This window comes from Vreelandella arctica, from assembly GCF_037070215.1.
GTDB classification, from domain to species: Bacteria; Pseudomonadota; Gammaproteobacteria; order Pseudomonadales; family Halomonadaceae; genus Vreelandella; species Vreelandella arctica.
Genome location: NZ_JBANSN010000006.1, coordinates 210740 through 226317 on the forward strand (window position 1 = coordinate 210740; position 15578 = coordinate 226317).

15 protein-coding genes and 4 tRNA genes are annotated in these 15578 nt (G+C 54.7%); 7 read left to right on the forward strand and 12 right to left on the reverse strand.

Going from position 1 to position 15578, the window contains the following annotated elements:
* Positions 1 to 225: 225 nt before the first annotated feature.
* The 10 genes from rplA to V8L70_RS07955 all read right to left on the reverse strand — a co-directional run bounded on the left by rplA (position 226) and on the right by V8L70_RS07955 (position 5105).
* The gene (gene rplA / locus V8L70_RS07910; RefSeq protein WP_101147118.1) at positions 226 to 918 is read right to left on the reverse strand and encodes a 50S ribosomal protein L1; all 693 of its coding nucleotides are present in this window, start codon (positions 916 to 918) and stop codon (positions 226 to 228) included.
* 2 nt (positions 919 to 920) lie between these two features.
* Positions 921 to 1352, reverse strand: a complete 432-nt coding sequence (gene rplK, locus V8L70_RS07915; protein ID WP_007112017.1) for a 50S ribosomal protein L11 — start codon at positions 1350 to 1352, stop codon at positions 921 to 923.
* A 120-nt stretch (positions 1353 to 1472) separates the two neighbouring features.
* Positions 1473 to 2006, reverse strand: a complete 534-nt coding sequence (gene nusG, locus V8L70_RS07920) for a transcription termination/antitermination protein NusG (RefSeq protein WP_101147119.1) — start codon at positions 2004 to 2006, stop codon at positions 1473 to 1475.
* An 8-nt stretch (positions 2007 to 2014) separates the two neighbouring features.
* Positions 2015 to 2398: a preprotein translocase subunit SecE gene (secE, locus tag V8L70_RS07925; protein ID WP_101147120.1), complete on the reverse strand. Its 384-nt coding sequence runs from the start codon at positions 2396 to 2398 to the stop codon at positions 2015 to 2017.
* A gap of 72 nt (positions 2399 to 2470) precedes the next feature.
* Positions 2471 to 2546, reverse strand: a tRNA-Trp gene (locus V8L70_RS07930).
* A gap of 196 nt (positions 2547 to 2742) precedes the next feature.
* A tRNA-Thr gene (locus V8L70_RS07935) sits at positions 2743 to 2817 on the reverse strand.
* A gap of 15 nt (positions 2818 to 2832) precedes the next feature.
* Positions 2833 to 2906, reverse strand: a tRNA-Gly gene (locus V8L70_RS07940).
* Between the two features lie 107 nt (positions 2907 to 3013).
* Positions 3014 to 3097: transfer RNA gene (locus tag V8L70_RS07945), tRNA-Tyr, on the reverse strand.
* Positions 3098 to 3273: 176 nt separating this feature from the next.
* Positions 3274 to 4113 (reverse strand): type III pantothenate kinase, encoded by an 840-nt coding sequence (locus V8L70_RS07950; RefSeq protein ID WP_336269182.1) that lies wholly within the window; start codon positions 4111 to 4113, stop codon positions 3274 to 3276.
* Complete coding sequence (locus V8L70_RS07955; protein WP_101147123.1) at positions 4110 to 5105, reverse strand: biotin--[acetyl-CoA-carboxylase] ligase; 996 nt, start codon at positions 5103 to 5105, stop codon at positions 4110 to 4112. The genes V8L70_RS07950 and V8L70_RS07955 overlap by 4 nt, the downstream gene beginning before the upstream one ends.
* 234 nt (positions 5106 to 5339) lie before the next feature.
* On the opposite strand from V8L70_RS07955, the gene typA reads away from it, so the two are divergent.
* From typA to V8L70_RS07985, 6 genes are all read left to right on the forward strand, one after another.
* Positions 5340 to 7190, forward strand: a complete 1851-nt coding sequence (gene typA / locus V8L70_RS07960) for a translational GTPase TypA (protein WP_336269183.1) — start codon at positions 5340 to 5342, stop codon at positions 7188 to 7190.
* A 264-nt stretch (positions 7191 to 7454) separates the two neighbouring features.
* Positions 7455 to 8888, forward strand: a complete 1434-nt coding sequence (locus V8L70_RS07965) for a sodium-dependent transporter (protein ID WP_101147125.1) — start codon at positions 7455 to 7457, stop codon at positions 8886 to 8888.
* A gap of 61 nt (positions 8889 to 8949) precedes the next feature.
* Positions 8950 to 9720 (forward strand): ABC transporter ATP-binding protein, encoded by a 771-nt coding sequence (locus V8L70_RS07970; RefSeq protein ID WP_101147126.1) that lies wholly within the window; start codon positions 8950 to 8952, stop codon positions 9718 to 9720.
* A 77-nt stretch (positions 9721 to 9797) separates the two neighbouring features.
* A complete protein-coding gene (locus V8L70_RS07975; protein WP_101147127.1) occupies positions 9798 to 10517 on the forward strand; it encodes an ABC transporter ATP-binding protein in 720 nt (239 codons plus the stop codon).
* Between the two features lie 16 nt (positions 10518 to 10533).
* Positions 10534 to 11538: a branched-chain amino acid ABC transporter permease gene (locus V8L70_RS07980; RefSeq protein WP_101147128.1), complete on the forward strand. Its 1005-nt coding sequence runs from the start codon at positions 10534 to 10536 to the stop codon at positions 11536 to 11538.
* Positions 11538 to 12863 (forward strand): branched-chain amino acid ABC transporter permease, encoded by a 1326-nt coding sequence (locus V8L70_RS07985; protein WP_101147129.1) that lies wholly within the window; start codon positions 11538 to 11540, stop codon positions 12861 to 12863. Before V8L70_RS07980 ends, V8L70_RS07985 begins: the two co-directional genes overlap by 1 nt.
* A gap of 258 nt (positions 12864 to 13121) precedes the next feature.
* On the opposite strand, the gene V8L70_RS07990 is transcribed toward V8L70_RS07985, so the two are convergent.
* Complete coding sequence (locus V8L70_RS07990; RefSeq protein ID WP_008959189.1) at positions 13122 to 14330, reverse strand: ABC transporter substrate-binding protein; 1209 nt, start codon at positions 14328 to 14330, stop codon at positions 13122 to 13124.
* 119 nt (positions 14331 to 14449) lie between these two features.
* Positions 14450 to 14695, reverse strand: coding sequence for a hypothetical protein (locus V8L70_RS07995; RefSeq protein WP_101147131.1), 246 nt, complete (start codon positions 14693 to 14695; stop codon positions 14450 to 14452).
* 65 nt (positions 14696 to 14760) lie between these two features.
* Between V8L70_RS07995 and V8L70_RS08000 the strand changes: the two genes are divergently transcribed.
* Positions 14761 to 15564: a TlpA disulfide reductase family protein gene (locus V8L70_RS08000; RefSeq protein ID WP_101147132.1), complete on the forward strand. Its 804-nt coding sequence runs from the start codon at positions 14761 to 14763 to the stop codon at positions 15562 to 15564.
* The last annotated feature ends 14 nt before the right edge of the window (positions 15565 to 15578 follow it).

The following is a 15578-nucleotide window of genomic DNA, read 5'->3' on the forward strand; positions in this document are numbered from 1 at the left end:
ACACCATCTGCGCAGGCGCTTCTGAGGCAATTAAGCCGCGCTTGTATGTACCGTAAAGCGTACTTGCCAAGCGCGGCACCTGCGGTCTTTGACGATGCCCCGGCAGTTTTAACAACCAAACGGGGGACCGCAAAGTTCTTGCTCAGTTTTTACTACAAACTTCTTACTTCAAACCTGTTACTTCAAACCTATCGATCTTTTGTCTTACACGAAAACAGACTTGTTTTACGCGAAGGAAGTGTGATCGATGGTCAAACCCGGACCCATAGTAGTGGACATGGTCATTTTCTTAAAGTAAATGCCTTTCGACGCGCTCGGCTTGAGGCGTTTCAGGTCAGCAACCAGTGCTTCAAGGTTGCCGTTAATCGCGGCAGCATCAAAGTCCACTTTACCCAGGGTAGTGTGGATAATGCCGTTTTTGTCGGTACGGAAACGTACCTGACCCGCTTTGGCATTCTTAACCGCTGTCGCCACATCAGGCGTTACAGTGCCAACTTTCGGGTTAGGCATCAGGCCACGCGGACCAAGAATCTGACCCAGCTGACCAACAACGCGCATGGCATCAGGTGAAGCGATAACGACGTCAAAATCCATCACGCCTTTCTTCACTTGCTCAGCCAAGTCGTCCATACCTACGATGTCAGCGCCAGCTTCTTTAGCGGCATCGGCATTGGCACCTTGGGTGAAGACCGCAACACGTACATCTTTACCTGTACCGTTAGGCATGACGGTAGCGCCACGCACAACTTGGTCAGATTTACGCGGGTCAACACCCAGGTTGATAGCAATATCAACAGACTCTTTGAATTTAACAGTAGACAGCTCGGAGAGCAGCGCTACCGCTTCTTCAATAGAGTAAGCTTTAGTAGTGTCTACTTTCTCGCGAATAACTTTCGCACGCTTAGACAGTTTAGCCATGATCAGAGACCCTCCACGTTAAGGCCCATGCTGCGAGCACTGCCAGCAATGGTGCGTACAGCGGCGTCAAGATTCGCAGCCGTTAAATCAGGCTCTTTGGTTTTGGCGATCTCTTCGAGCTGCTCACGCGTCACGGTGCCAACCTTCTTCTTGTTCGGCTCACCAGAACCTGACTTGATACCAGCCGCTTTTTTCAGCAGCACGGCAGCAGGCGGTGTCTTGGTGACGAATGTGAAGCTACGGTCAGAGTAGACAGTGATCACGACTGGCGTCGGCAGGCCCGGCTCAATTTCTTGAGTCGCGGCGTTAAACGCTTTACAGAATTCCATGATGTTCACGCCGTGCTGACCCAGTGCTGGGCCTACCGGCGGACTTGGATTGGCTTTACCTGCAGCAACCTGCAGTTTGATGTAAGCCTGTACTTTCTTGGCCATCTTTAACACTCCAATTGGGTGATAACGCCCGAAGGCTCCCCGGTACCAGCGAAATAACTACTTAGTCATTTCGCACGAATCAAATACGCTTACTTTTTTACTCTTTCTCAACCTGCAAGCTTACTCTTTTTCAACCTGAGAAAATTCTAACTCAACAGGTGTAGAGCGCCCGAAGATCAGCACGCTGACCTGCAGACGACTCTTTTCATAATTAACCTCTTCGACGACACCGTTGAAGTCGGCAAACGGCCCATCGACAACGCGCACTGACTGACCCGGCTCAAACATCGTTTTAGGCCGCGGCTTATCAGTACCGTCTTTAACGCGCAGCAAAATAGCATCTGCTTCACGTGATGTAATCGGGGCTGGCTTCTCTTTTGTACCACCGATAAAACCCATAACACGCGGCGTCTCATTGACGAGGTGCCATGTTTCGTCGGCCATTTCCATCTCGACTAGTACGTAACCGGGATAGAATTTGCGCTCACTCTTACGACGCTTGCCGTCACGCATTTCGACGACTTCTTCTGTCGGCACCAGAATTTCACCGAAGCGATCTTCCATGCCATACATTTTTACACGCTCGATAAGCGAGCGCATAACATGCTTTTCAAACCCAGAATAAGCGTGAACGACGTACCAACGTTTGGACATGAAAACTCCTAACCAATGACGCCGGACATTGCCCAGCCAAGAAGAGTGTCGATCAACCACAGCATCAACCCCACCACCAAAACAGCCACCAGCACAATGGCGGTAGTCTGAATGGTTTCGGGACGGGTCGGCCATACAACGCGCTGAATCTCTTTCTTGGCGCTTATGGCAAGCTCCACTAAATTACGACCTTTGGTAGTGGTCAGTGCAATCAAACCCGCAATCACACACAACACCACCACACCAAGCACGCGGTAGAGCAGGCCAATATCGGCGAAATAGGTATTACCAACGACAGCAACGACAAGCAGCGCTACGACCGCCGCCCATTTGAGCCCGTCATGGCGCGTCTGTTGCACCTCGGCGCCATGTTTTACAGAACCAGGCTTCATAAAAACGAGACTCCTCAGGGTGCGGCGAACGATAAAAGAATTTGGAAAAAGACATACCAACCTGGGGAAGGTTGGCAGGCCAGGAGGGAATCGAACCCCCAACCTGCGGTTTTGGAGACCGCTGCTCTGCCAATTGAGCTACTGGCCTGTATCGTCATCTGCATAAACGCGCTTAAATACGCCTACACAACAGCGGGCGCCATGGTAGCGGACAAAATCGCTCCTGACAACCCCTTCTTTATACTCAGGCCATGCAAATCCTCACCTGAGCACAGAGACAAAAAAAGCGAGCAGCGCTCGCTTTTTTCACAACTTGCTTCTTGCTTCTTGCTTCTTACAAAATATGGAGCTCATGGACGGAATTGAACCGTCGACCTCACCCTTACCAAGGGTGTGCTCTACCCCTGAGCTACATGAGCTAAACACATCAACACTGGAGCGGGCGGCGGGAATCGAACCCGCACCATCAGCTTGGAAGGCTGAGGTTCTACCTTTGAACTACGCCCGCAGCACCTGCCTATGAATGACAATCCGCTGCGCGTGTCGCCTTGTAGACGATGCCCGCTACCGGCTTTTCATTCAGCAACACTGACAAAAATCACTGCTGCTTAATTCTGGTGGAGAGAGAAGGATTCGAACCTTCGAAGCTTTCGCGGCAGATTTACAGTCTGCTCCCTTTGGCCACTCGGGAATCTCTCCAACGTGGCGGCATATTATGCCAGCCTTCAAGAATGTGTCAAGACTGTTAACGACGCTGTTATGAAAAATCCTGATTTTAAAATTTCTTTTTAAAACCAAGGTAACTAACGCTTAATTACCAACACTTGAAACATCGCAAAGCGCTTACGCCTCGCCCTTGAACGCGCTGCATTCTGTCAAAGCAGCATTGAGAATGCAAGACCTGCACGAATCTTTTCTAGCGACACGGGCTCTGGCACACGCGGCGCGCCGGACATTTTGCCCGCCCGCTCAGCAAAGGTCATGGGGAAACAGGCCTCTAAACCGCCGTAAACCATATCCGGCCATACCGCATGAGGCACCTGGACGCCTCGTGACACCACGCGAGCATCCCCTCCGGTTAATAGCATCGGCAGCGCTACGCTCTCCTGGTCGCACACCTCACTATAAATACGATTAATCGCACTGACGGCCGCCATAAAGATACCGTGATTGACGGCATCCACCGTGCGCCGCCCAGGCTCTAACAGCTCGTCGGCCTCACTTTCCGGGTCAATCGCCACGTTACGGGTACCGAGCTTTAAGCTCTCTTTCATTAAGCGTAAGCCGGGGATAATAAATCCGCCAAGATGCGTGCCGCCGGGCAATACAAAGTCAATTGTAATGGCACTGCCACAATCCACCGCGCAGCAACCGCCTGCTAACTGATAGCCCGCCAGCGCGCCCATCCAGCGATCAACACCTAAGCGCCCCGGCTCTTCATAGCCATTAACCACGCCCAGCGCTTCATGAGCAGAGTGCGCCACGTGCACATGACGCACACGACTACGCAGCAACGCGACCGTTTCTTCCAATACCGCCGCTCTGGCGACGCTGGAAATGCGTACGGCCTCCACCACGTCAAGATCGGGGATATCCGCCCCAGGACGCCACTCTTCTCGCGTCCATACCGCGCCGCGCGAACGTATCTCGCTGCTCACGGCATCCTTCAGCCGCCATTTCGACAGCGTGTTGCCGATATCTAGATCCAGAATCATAAACGCCTACGTACGCTGATCTCACCGCCGGCTAGGCGTCGCGAGTGACCATTTTCGGTAACCCATAGGTTACCACTCTCATCCACTTCACCCGCGATGGCATCGCTGGTTTGCTGCCCCTGGATGACACGGATAGGCAGTCCAGCATAGGCATGGCGTTGATTCCAAGCATCGCGCCATGCGCTAAAGCCGATACGCTCGAAATCAGCCAGCATCACCAGCAACCCCGCGACTACATCGGACGCCAGCTGATTACGTGAGATATCAGGCAGCCGCTCGAAAAGCGCAGCAACGGGCTGGTCGATGGCGGCTCGCTGAGCATCGGGTAGCCATAAGTTCATGCCCATACCAATGACCACTTCGCAGGGGCCCGCTGCATCCCCCGTCACTTCAATAAGGATACCGGCCAGTTTGCCGAGCTCATCGCTATCTGCATCGCCCTGCTCAGACAGCAAGATATCGTTAGGCCATTTTAACTTAGGCGACACGCCGTGCTGCTCTAACACCTGAGCAACCACCACACCTACCGCCAGGCTTAAGCCTTCCAGTACCGCGATACCTGACTCAAAGCGCCAGCCTAACGAGAGCATTAAGCTCTGCCCCCAGGGCGTAGACCATACACGACCGCGCCGCCCACGACCCGCCGTCTGTAGCTCAACCAGACACACCTCACCGTGCCCGGCCCCCTGCTCAAAGCGCTGACGCAGATACTCATTACTAGAGGGTAATTGATCCTCAACAAACAGCCGCGCAAGGTGATGACGCGCCTGGGCGGGTAAGCGCTCGACGATTTTAGCGCCTTCTAAAGGCTCAAGCCGCTGCGCTAGTCGATAGCCACGCCCTTTAACGGCGACCAGCTCGACCCCTAGCGCTTCCAGTTTTTTTAACTGTTTCCACACCGCCGCACGGGAAATACCCAGCGTTTCACCTAGCTGCTCGCCAGAATGAACCTCGCCATCGCTTAACAAACGCATCAGGTTGCCGATGGTCATGCTCCTGCCCCAGTGGGAAAAACGCTATTCTAGCGGATGGAGGCTCACACCGAAAACTTTCGGGGCGCGACCAAGGTCGATAAGCACGCCAGTAATATCAGCGAAGCCTTTGACATGGTAGAATACCCGTTGGACGCAAGCCCTGAGCCAATATGGTCGGCAAATTGCCAGCCCTTGCGACCCGCATTTTCCGACCCGTGGACAAACGGGTGTTCACAAGAGTTCTCTCTCAGCATGCAAAACCAGCAAAACTCCAGCGCGGTTAATAACCTGCGCAACGTCGCGATCATTGCCCACGTTGACCATGGTAAAACCACCCTGGTCGACAAACTCCTGAGCCAGTCCGGCACCCTTGACCGTAAAGCAGAAGGTCAAGAACGCGTCATGGACTCAAACGATCAGGAAAAAGAACGTGGCATTACCATTTTGGCCAAAAACACGGCCATTCAATGGCAAGATAGCCATGGCAACGACTACCACATCAACATCGTTGATACGCCTGGGCACGCCGATTTCGGTGGTGAAGTTGAGCGCGTCATGTCGATGGTCGATTCGGTGCTACTGTTAGTAGATGCCGTTGATGGCCCGATGCCACAGACACGCTTCGTTACCCAGAAAGCATTCGCCCAGGGCCTGCGGCCGATCGTGGTGGTCAACAAAATTGACCGTCCCGGCGCACGCCCTGATTGGGTTATCGACCAGATTTTTGATCTGTTTGACAACCTGGGCGCATCCGATGAACAGCTCGATTTCCCGATCATTTACTGCTCTGCCTTAAACGGCATTGCCGGTATGGATCCTGAAGATCTGTCTGACAACATGGATCCCATGTTCCAGGCCATCGTTGATATTGTTGAGCCACCCCAGGTTGAGCTCAACGGCCCGTTCCAGATGCAGATCTCCGCGCTGGATTACAACAGCTACGTTGGCGTTATCGGCCTTGGCCGCATCAAGCGCGGCGCGGTGAAACCGAACCAGCAGGTATCGGTGATCGGCGTTGACGGTAATGTGCGTAAGGGCAAAATCGGCCAGGTCATGACCCATATGGGTCTTGAGCGTGTGCAGACCAACGAAGCGACTGCGGGCGATATCGTCTGTATCACAGGCATCGACAATCTGTCGATTTCGGATACGCTATGCGATCCGGCCAAGGTCGAAGCCCTGCCGCCGCTGTCTGTCGATGAACCGACGGTTTCCATGACCTTCCAGGTAAACGATTCACCGTTCGCCGGTAAAGACGGCAAGTTTGTGACCAGCCGGAATATCAAGGATCGCCTTGAACAAGAGCTGATTCACAACGTGGCGCTTCGCGTTGAGCAAGGCGAAACGCCTGAGAAATTCAAGGTTTCTGGACGCGGCGAGCTACACCTTTCGGTGCTGATCGAAACCATGCGCCGTGAAGGCTTCGAGTTGGCCGTCGGCCGCCCGGAAGTTATCATCAAGGAAATCGACGGCGAGAAGCAGGAGCCGTACGAAGAAGTCATCATCGACTGTGAAGAGCAGCATCAAGGCTCGATCATGGAAGAGCTTGGCTACCGTAAAGGTGAGATGACCAACATGCTGCCGGATGGTAAGGGACGGGTTCGCCTTGACTTCATCATTCCTGCGCGCGGTTTGATCGGCTTCCGTGGTCAGTTTTTAACCCTGACCTCTGGCACCGGCATTCTGACCAGTCGCTTTGATCACTACGGCCCGCTGAAGCCTGAAGCCTCTATCGAGCGTCGTAACGGCGTATTGGTATCGATGGTTGACGGTAAAGCCCTTGCCTACGCACTTTATGCGCTGCAAGAGCGCGGCAAGCTGATTATCGATCACGCCACGGAAGTTTACGAAGGCATGCTGATCGGTATCAACAACCGCGCCAACGACATGGTGGTCAACCCCACTAAAGGCAAGAAGCTCGATAACATGCGCTCCACCGGTAACGATGAAAACATCGTGCTAACGCCGCCGGTTAAGTTCTCGCTGGAGCAAGCGATCGAGTTCCTGGACTCTGACGAACTCGTCGAAGTCACGCCGGTGCATATCCGCCTACGTAAAAAGCTGCTTAAAGAGACCGAGCGTAAGCGTTTCAGCAAGAAGTAACGTTTATCGCTTTGTTCAATACAAGCAAGAGAGCCCGCGCAAGCGGGCTTTTTTATGGTAGCTCAGTCGCTTATTACGGCGCGCTTACTTGCCAAGCCTCTCCCCTAAACGCAGCCTAAACGCTAATACGCTGGAAAGGCGGCGCGTTCTATCGCACAGTAGCGTTAAATTCAGCGCGTCCAAGGCACGCTGGCACTCTTATATTCATACAAGTGTTTGGATACCTATCCCCATCCCTGCACCTAAACATGGACACTCTTACCCATGAGCGGTCATAACGTCTGGACGCATAAAGGCACGTTTCTTCTCGCCGCCGTTGGTTCCGCCGTCGGCCTGGGCAATCTTTGGCGCTTCCCCTACCTCACCGGCGAAAACGGCGGTGGTGCGTTTATTTTGGTCTACGCTCTGACGATCTTTGCAGTTGGCATCCCTATTTTAATCGCTGAGATCATGCTCGGGCGCACCAGCCGTCAAAGCCCGATTATGGGCATGCGCCACCTTACTAAAACCCATCGCACGTCGCGTGCCTGGGAAACCATCGGTTGGCTGGGTGCTGCCTCGGCATTTTTAATCTTAAGCTTCTATTCGGTGATTGCCGGTTGGGCGATTCACTACACCTGGTTAATGCTGACCGGCTCTCTGGTCGGTGCCGATGCGCAAACCATTGGCGATGGCTTTGACGCGCTGCTGGCGGCTCCTGGCCTGATGACGCTCTACCACACCGTTTTCATTGCGGCATCGGCGCTAATCGTCGGTATGGGCATTCATAAAGGTATTGAATCTGGGCTACGTATTATGATGCCCGCCCTATTCGGGATTCTGCTAGTAGTGCTGGCCTACAGCGTTGTTAACGGTGATGTAGGTGCCGCCGCCAACTTCTTATTTACTTTCAATATCGCCGACCTGAGCCTAGAGGGCTGGCTGCAAGCCATGGGGCAGTCGTTCTTTACCCTGAGCTTGGGCATGGGGGCCATTATGGCTTACGGCGCTTATATGCCCAGCGACGTATCGCTGACCCGTACCGCTTTCGCCGTCGCTATTGTAGATACCGCCGTGGCCATGGTGGCAGGGTTAGCTATTTTCGCCCTGGTGTTTGGTGCCGGCTTAGAAACAGGCCAAGGCCCTGGGCTGATGTTTGTCACCCTACCACTTGCCTTCGCGGAGATGCCGTTTGGCGCGCTGGTAGGCGGCGTGTTCTTTATCCTGGTACTGGGCGCCGCCATCAGCTCCTCCATTTCGCTGATCGAGCCTGTCGCGGCATTTTTGGTAGAGCGCTTTGATATGACTCGCCCCCAGGCCGTTACGATTATGGTGATTGCCGCCTGGGCAATGGGTCTATTGACTGTCGTCAGCTTTAACGTGTGGGCCGAGGGGACGATATTCCATAGCCTGTTTGGGCGTAGCGCCTTTGACGTTATTGAGCTACTCACCAATATCTTCATGCCGATTGGCGGTCTGTTGATTGCCCTGTTTGCAGGCTGGGCGCTGACCCAAAGCAAGGTCATGAAAGAGCTGGGCTCTACGGTCGCATGGTTTAAATTTTGGCGGTTTTTGGTGCGCTTTGTGGCCCCAGCCGCCGTGGCCTTTGTGTTTTTGCGCACTATTCCTCAGGTGGAGGGCTATTTCATCCCCACCCTAGGCGCGCTGCTAATTGTCGGTGCATTTGCCGCCAGCCAGCGGTGGCTTAAAAAACCATGACTAATAACTTAATAAAAGTGCGCAGGCGGCTTATTAGCCGCCTGCATCGCGTGGAGACACCATGAACCCTCTTATTGATGTACAGCGAATCAACAAAGCGTTCGGCGGCTTACAGGTGATTAACGACTGCTCCATTCAGGTGGAAAAGGGCTCAATTACCGGCATGATCGGCCCCAATGGCGCAGGCAAATCAACCCTGTTCAATCTTATTGCCGGCTCCCTGGCGCCCGACAGCGGTCACGTTCTACTGGATGGAGAAGACATTACGACGCTCAGCGCCGACCAACGGTTTCATAGGGGCTTACTGCGCACCTTCCAGATCGCCCACGAGTTCAGCCAGATGAGCGCGCTGGAAAACCTGATGATGGTACCGCCCAAGCAAGCCGGTGAAGACCTTTTCAGCGCTTGGCTCAAGCCTGGCAAGGTACGTCGGGAAGAAGCCGAGGTACGTCGCCGAGCGCTAGAGGTAATTGATTTCGTCGGGCTACACCATGTGCGGAATGAATTGGCGGGCAATTTATCCGGCGGGCAGAAAAAGCTTTTAGAGCTTGGCCGCACCATGATGACAGATGCCAAGGTAGTGCTGCTTGACGAAATCGCCGCCGGGGTGAACCGCACCCTGCTGGGCGATTTGATCGGCAATATCGAGCGACTCAACCGTGAGATGGGATACACCTTTCTCGTCATCGAGCACGATATGGAGATGATAGCCCGGCTCTGCGACCCGGTGATCGTGCTTGCCCAGGGTAGCGTGATGGTAGAAGGCCACATCAACGAGATTCAAAATAACCCTGAGGTAATCGAAGCCTACTTTGGCACCGATGCCGCTTAAGAGTGACCGTTTCGCTACTCACCAATGACTACAATGATGTCGCTTTACGTAAGCGACCTTGCTGAGAAACTTTGCTTATGTCATCAACAACCAGGCCATTAATCGACGCGCGCGATGTGCACGGCGGCTATGGCGGCATGAACATTCTTAACGGGGTAAACATGACGCTGGAGGCCGATGAGGTCGGTGTCATCGTTGGCCCCAACGGGGCTGGCAAGTCCACCATGCTAAAAGCGATCTTTGGTCTACTGCATGTCAGTCAGGGCGAGATACTGCTTAATGGTCAGCCGATCCAGAACTTACCCCCTAACCAGTTGGTGCAACGTGGCATGGGTTTTGTCCCCCAGGAGAAGAACGTTTTCCCGAGCCTTTCGGTGCAGGAAAACCTGGAGATGGGTGCGTTTTTAAAGCCGCAGAACGTTAAGCGCATGCTGGCTCAGGTGTATGAGTTTTTCCCACCGCTGTATGAAAAACGCCGCCAGCCTGCCGGTGAGCTCTCCGGTGGGCAGCGCCAGATGGTTGCCATGGGGCGCGCTTTGATGGCCGAGCCGAGCCTGCTGTTACTTGATGAGCCCACCGCGGGACTGTCGCCACTCTACATGCATGAAATCTTTGACCGCGTCAAACAGATCAACGCCGCAGGCGTGGGCATTTTGATGGTGGAACAGAACGCCAAGCAGGCGCTAGCGATCGCCGATAAGGGCTTTGTGCTGGCCGCTGGCCAAAACCGCTTTACCGACACCGGGGCTGCGTTACTCGCCGACCCGGACGTCGCCAAAAGCTTTTTGGGCGGCTAGCCCCAGGGAGAAACGTGTGAACGAACTGGCTTTTTTCATTAATAATGTGTTGATTTCGGGCAGCGTGAGCGGCTCCATTTACGCTATTGGTGCCATTGGCGTAACGCTGATTTTCAGCATCATGCGCTTTGCCCATTTTGCCCACGCCGACATGATGACTTTCGGTGCCTTTATGGTGCTGCTGCTCACCACGCTGTTCCCGGCGGCAGGCGCCAGTCTTGGGGTGCCGACGGGGGTCTTGATGCTGCCGCTGGCGATGCTGCTCACCGCCGTCTTGGCTGTAGGGATCGACAAAACCTTTTATAAGCCGCTGCGTGCTCATGGGGTAAAGCCCATCGTGCTGGTGATTGGCTCGCTAGGTGTGACGTTGATTTTGCAGGGGCTGATCCGCCTGTTTTCCGGCACCGGTGGGCAGAGTCTTTATGTGGATGACCGCAAAGAAATCTTTCGCCTTGCGCTGCCCTTCGAGGGCGCCCGCGCGCCGATTGTCATCACCGAACCGCAGATTTATCTGTTTGTGATTACCCTCGTTGCTGTCGTCGCACTCCATCTTTTCCTTAACCGTTCGCGGCTGGGTAAGGCGATGCGCGCCATGTCGGATAATCCTGAACTGGCCCAGGCATCGGGCATTAACACCAATACCATTGTGGCAGTGACTTGGATGATTGCAGGAGCGCTAGCCGCCATCGCTGGCACGCTGCTTTCCCTGGACGTCACCTTCAAGCCCGACTTGAGCTTCTTCCTGCTGCTGCCTATTTTTGCCGCTGCCATTGTCGGCGGTGTTGGCCACCCTTATGGCGCCATTGCTGGCGGCTTTGTGGTCGGTTTTGCCGAAACACTGGCGGTGTTTAACTGGAATGTTCTACTTCGCCCCTTCCAGGAAAGCTTCCCCGCGTGGCTGGAACTGCCGTCAAATCTCGCCTTCGTGGGCACGGAGTACAAGATTGTAGTGCCGTTTTTCATTCTGATAGCCATTCTGGTGTGGCGCCCCACCGGACTGTTCAAGGGCAAGGTGATCTAATGAGCCATTCAGCTAAAACACGCAACCCTGCCTACACGCCCCAAGACGCAACGCCAACTCGCCGGTTTCCGCTGCGTGAATTGTTCCTGTTTGGCGTGTTGCTGGCGGCCATTCTGGCGGTTTATGCCCTCATGGGCGCAGCATACAGCACGCGAATGCTCGTTGAAGCCGCTTGTTATGCCATCCTCGCGTTGGGATTAACCATTCAGTGGGGCTATGCCGGGCAGTTCAATGCCGGTGTGATGGGGTTTGTCGCCCTAGGCGGCTTCTGTGCGATGCTCTTCAGCGTTCCGGTTAACGAGGCCTTCTGGGGCACCGCGCTACCCGGCGAACTAGGCCGTGTGCTGTTGTATGGTGTGGCCGCCATTCTGCTGATCGTCGCTGTTAGCAAACTGGATCGCCTGGGCATGCCCAAGCCCCTACGTACGCTTATCGTAGTCGTGTTAGGCCTTGTGCTTTATCTCGCGGTGATTAGCCAGCTACGTGAAGTTACTGATGCGATTGAGAGCCAGGCAGGCTTTGTCGGCGGGCTAGGATTACCGCCCTGGACCGGCTGGATTGTGGGTGGCGCGCTGGCCGGTGGCGTCGGTTACTTTATTGGTCATATCTGCCTGGGCTTACGCAGCGATTATCTGGCCATTGCCACCCTCGGCATTGCCGAGATCATCAAGGCGTTTTTAAAGAATTCCGACTGGCTGACCCGCGGCACCGCCACGGTGTCGCCGTTACCCTGGCCTACCCCAGGGCCTGCTGAACTGGGGTTTACGCTCTCCCGCGCCATCTACCTTTCGTTTACAGCGGTGATCATTGCAGTGATCTTCTTTCTGCTTAATCGCGCTTACAACGCCCCATGGGGCCGTATGATTCGAGCGATTCGCGATAACGAAGTGTCCGCTGCCGCCATGGGCAAAGATATCAACAAGCGTCGCCTGGAGATTTTCGTGCTGGGCTGCATTCTGATGGGCTTGGGCGGTGGCATACTGGGCACTTTTAACAGCCTCTTTGACCCTCAGGGCTATTTGCCGCTCAACCATACCTTCTTGGTGCTGGTGATGGTGATTCTTGGCGGGCCGGGCAACAACCTGGGCACTATTTTCGGCGCGGTGGCGGTGTATATCATCTGGATTATGTCTGAGCCGCTGGCGCTATTTTTGATGCAGCTAGCTGTGGCGTTTGGGGAGGGTACGCTTGGTTGGGATGCCCCAAGCAATATGGATAGCCGCGCCTTGCAGGCACGGGTACTGGTGATTGGCTTGCTAATTACCATGGTGCTGCGTTTTGCGCCCAAAGGGCTGCTGCCTGAGAAAGTCAAAAGCCATAGCTGAACCTCTCAAATGCTGACCCATATAAAAACAGGGCTAATGACGGCCTTTCAAAAACTCTCGATACCGAGTGTGAGGGCAGATAGAAGCGAGGGTCTTTTGTCATGGATGACAAAAGTAGCGCCCACGGATGGGTTCACAGCGCCCTCGCGGAAACCTGCCCTCAGCACGGTGGCTTGCAGATTGCCAACTACGATAACCCAACAATAAGAATGCCCGGCTGAAACCAGCCGGGCATTCTTTTAATACTAAGCCTAAAAATTAAAGATCAACCTGACCTTTGCTGGTAAAGGTGCCGTCTTCTACAGCCATTTCTACCACCACGCCCGGTACATCACCGTTATCGTCAAACTCATGCGAACCAGACGCGCCTTCGTAGTTGATGTCGGTACCCGCGGCGATCAACTCAACCGCCTTCTCCCATTCGCCGGGCAGAATGACCTCACCGGGGGCAGTGGCGACGCTGCGCAGTGCTTCAGAAAGACCTTCACGGTCAGCACTACCGTTTTGCTCAATCGCCAACGCGATCAGGAAAGCAGCATCGTAAGCCTGGGCGGCGAACACAGCACTGGGATCCAGCTCAGCAGCTTCGGCGGCTTCGATAAAAATATCGGTGCCGGGCAGGTCAGGACTGCCGGGGCGCGTGGCGATCATACCGTCCAGCACGTCCGCACCGATGGCTTCAATCAGGCTATCGCCGACCATGCCGTCAGCGCCTACGTACTGGGTAAACATGCCGCTTTCATAGGCTTGACGCAGTACCGTTTGACCCGACGTATCGGCATAAGCCAACACTACCAGTGTTTCAACGCCGCTCACTGAAAGCGAGCCTAACTCAGAACGATAATCCGCGCGGTTATCTTCGTGGGCAAGGTTCTCAGTAATCTCTCCACCGCCCGACTCAAATGCAGCGCTAAAGGCGTCCGAAAGCCCCTGACCGTAGTCGTTATTCACGTAGGTAACGGCGACTTCATCAATGCCTTTTTCGAGCAGCAGCTTAGCGAGCATTTCCCCCTGGAAAGCGTCTGACGGTACGGTGCGGAACACCAGATCGTTATCGTCCAGTTCTGATACGGCAGGCGCCGTAGAGGCAGGCGATACCATCAATACGCCACCGGGAATGGCCGCGTTGTTGGCTGCAGCAATAGTTGCACCCGTACATAGGGCACCCACAATCGCCGTCACATTTTCAGAGTTCACCATCCGGTCAGCGGCGTTTGAAGCGGCCGATGCATCCGAACAGGTGGTATCGCCGGACGGCATCTCCAACGTTTGGCCATCTAGAATACCGCCCTGCTCATTGACCTGTTCAACGGCTAGCTGCGCCCCTGCAAAAATCGATGGCGTTAAACTTTCGATTCCCCCGGTAAAGCCGCCCAAGAAGCCAACTTTGACCTCTGCCTGTGCGAATCCCGTCATTGCCAGGGTGGAGGCCGCCACAGCTGTGGCTAATGCGCGCTTATTGATCATATTATTTGTCGCTCCCAGTGTCGTAAGAGATGATGCATTTTTTTAGTATGCCTCAGCGATCAATCACTAAGGCTGCTATTAATCTGGAACTGGAACGCCAAAAACACAAGCAACGCTTTCTAACGCTCGTCGTCTTCCTCTAGAAAGCGCCTGCGTTCAGCAAGCTGCTTTTGAAGGCGTTTGTGGCGATAAAGCCGCACCAGCGCAATCGTTAACGCGGTAACTAGCATCGCAGCCAACACCCAACCCTGCCAGGGGCGAGCGGCGTTACCCATCACCGTTTCCAACGTAATTATCAGCATTAAGCCAATCGCCTGGGAGCCGATCGCTAGCGCGCGCAGCCTATCAAAAGCAGGTGGGGGCATAACATCTCCGTAATTTGTAGCTCGCATGGTATGGTCTGCCAGTGTACCTGCTTCACGAGAAAATCATGAATGCCATCGCTCTCGGCCCACTGCTGATTTCATTACCGCGTCTTTATGCCATCGGCTGCGCGCTGCTGTTGCTACTCTGTGCACGGTTACTGCTAGGCCTTCCCCGGCGTGACCAGCAGCGCTGGTTTACCGGGCTTATCATTGTTTGGTTAGTCGGCGCCCGATTGGGCCACCTTATGCTTAACCTGGATAGCTATAGCGCCGCCCCGCTTGAAGCGCTCAAAGTGTGGCAGCCCGGCTACCACGGCCTATGGGGCATGGCCGCAGGCTTGGTATGGACGGCCTGGACGCTACGTGCACGCCTGCTAGCTATGGGAGGGGCGATGGCCATGCTGATTGCCGCCTCCAGCTTATGGCTGGTACTAGTCACCTTGGCGCCCCTGGGTAAAGACTTTGCCGTTGCCTCCCTACCGGAAGTCACCCTTGAGGATGTGGAAGGCAATCAGGTGGATCTACCGTCGCTCACCGACAGCGGTGACCTGATTATCGTCAACTTATGGGCTACCTGGTGCCCGCCCTGCCTGCGTGAAATGCCGCTGCTCGAGGAGGCCGCTCAGCGCGATGGCGTCAGCGTGGTGGTGGCAAACCAAGGCGAAGACCTGCTCCCCATGGTGCGCTATTTAGATGAGCAGCAGCTTGAATTTCGCTATGCGCTGCGCGACCCCAACCAACAATTAATGGCCCTTTTTGAAGCGCCGGGGCTACCCACTACCGTGCTATTCGATGACCAGGGAAATACCTTAGATGTGCATGTGGGCGAGCTTACCCGCGCCCATCTAGACCGCTGGTTAAAAGATTGATGCCGATACACCTT

Coding starts and splice junctions, on each gene's coding strand:
- V8L70_RS07955 (WP_101147123.1), bottom strand. CDS start 5,105: ATGACCATCGGCAACCTGATGCGTTTGTTAAGCGATGGCGAGGTTCAT.
- secE (WP_101147120.1), bottom strand. CDS start 2,398: ATGAAGCCTGGTTCTGTAAAACATGGCGCCGAGGTGCAACAGACGCGC.
- nusG (WP_101147119.1), bottom strand. CDS start 2,006: ATGTCCAAACGTTGGTACGTCGTTCACGCTTATTCTGGGTTTGAAAAG.
- V8L70_RS07975 (WP_101147127.1), top strand. CDS start 9,798: ATGTCATCAACAACCAGGCCATTAATCGACGCGCGCGATGTGCACGGC.
- V8L70_RS07995 (WP_101147131.1), bottom strand. CDS start 14,695: ATGCCCCCACCTGCTTTTGATAGGCTGCGCGCGCTAGCGATCGGCTCC.
- V8L70_RS07990 (WP_008959189.1), bottom strand. CDS start 14,330: ATGATCAATAAGCGCGCATTAGCCACAGCTGTGGCGGCCTCCACCCTG.
- V8L70_RS07965 (WP_101147125.1), top strand. CDS start 7,455: ATGAGCGGTCATAACGTCTGGACGCATAAAGGCACGTTTCTTCTCGCC.
- V8L70_RS07950 (WP_336269182.1), bottom strand. CDS start 4,113: ATGATTCTGGATCTAGATATCGGCAACACGCTGTCGAAATGGCGGCTG.
- rplA (WP_101147118.1), bottom strand. CDS start 918: ATGGCTAAACTGTCTAAGCGTGCGAAAGTTATTCGCGAGAAAGTAGAC.
- V8L70_RS07970 (WP_101147126.1), top strand. CDS start 8,950: ATGAACCCTCTTATTGATGTACAGCGAATCAACAAAGCGTTCGGCGGC.
- typA (WP_336269183.1), top strand. CDS start 5,340: ATGCAAAACCAGCAAAACTCCAGCGCGGTTAATAACCTGCGCAACGTC.
- rplK (WP_007112017.1), bottom strand. CDS start 1,352: ATGGCCAAGAAAGTACAGGCTTACATCAAACTGCAGGTTGCTGCAGGT.
- V8L70_RS08000 (WP_101147132.1), top strand. CDS start 14,761: ATGAATGCCATCGCTCTCGGCCCACTGCTGATTTCATTACCGCGTCTT.
- V8L70_RS07985 (WP_101147129.1), top strand. CDS start 11,538: ATGAGCCATTCAGCTAAAACACGCAACCCTGCCTACACGCCCCAAGAC.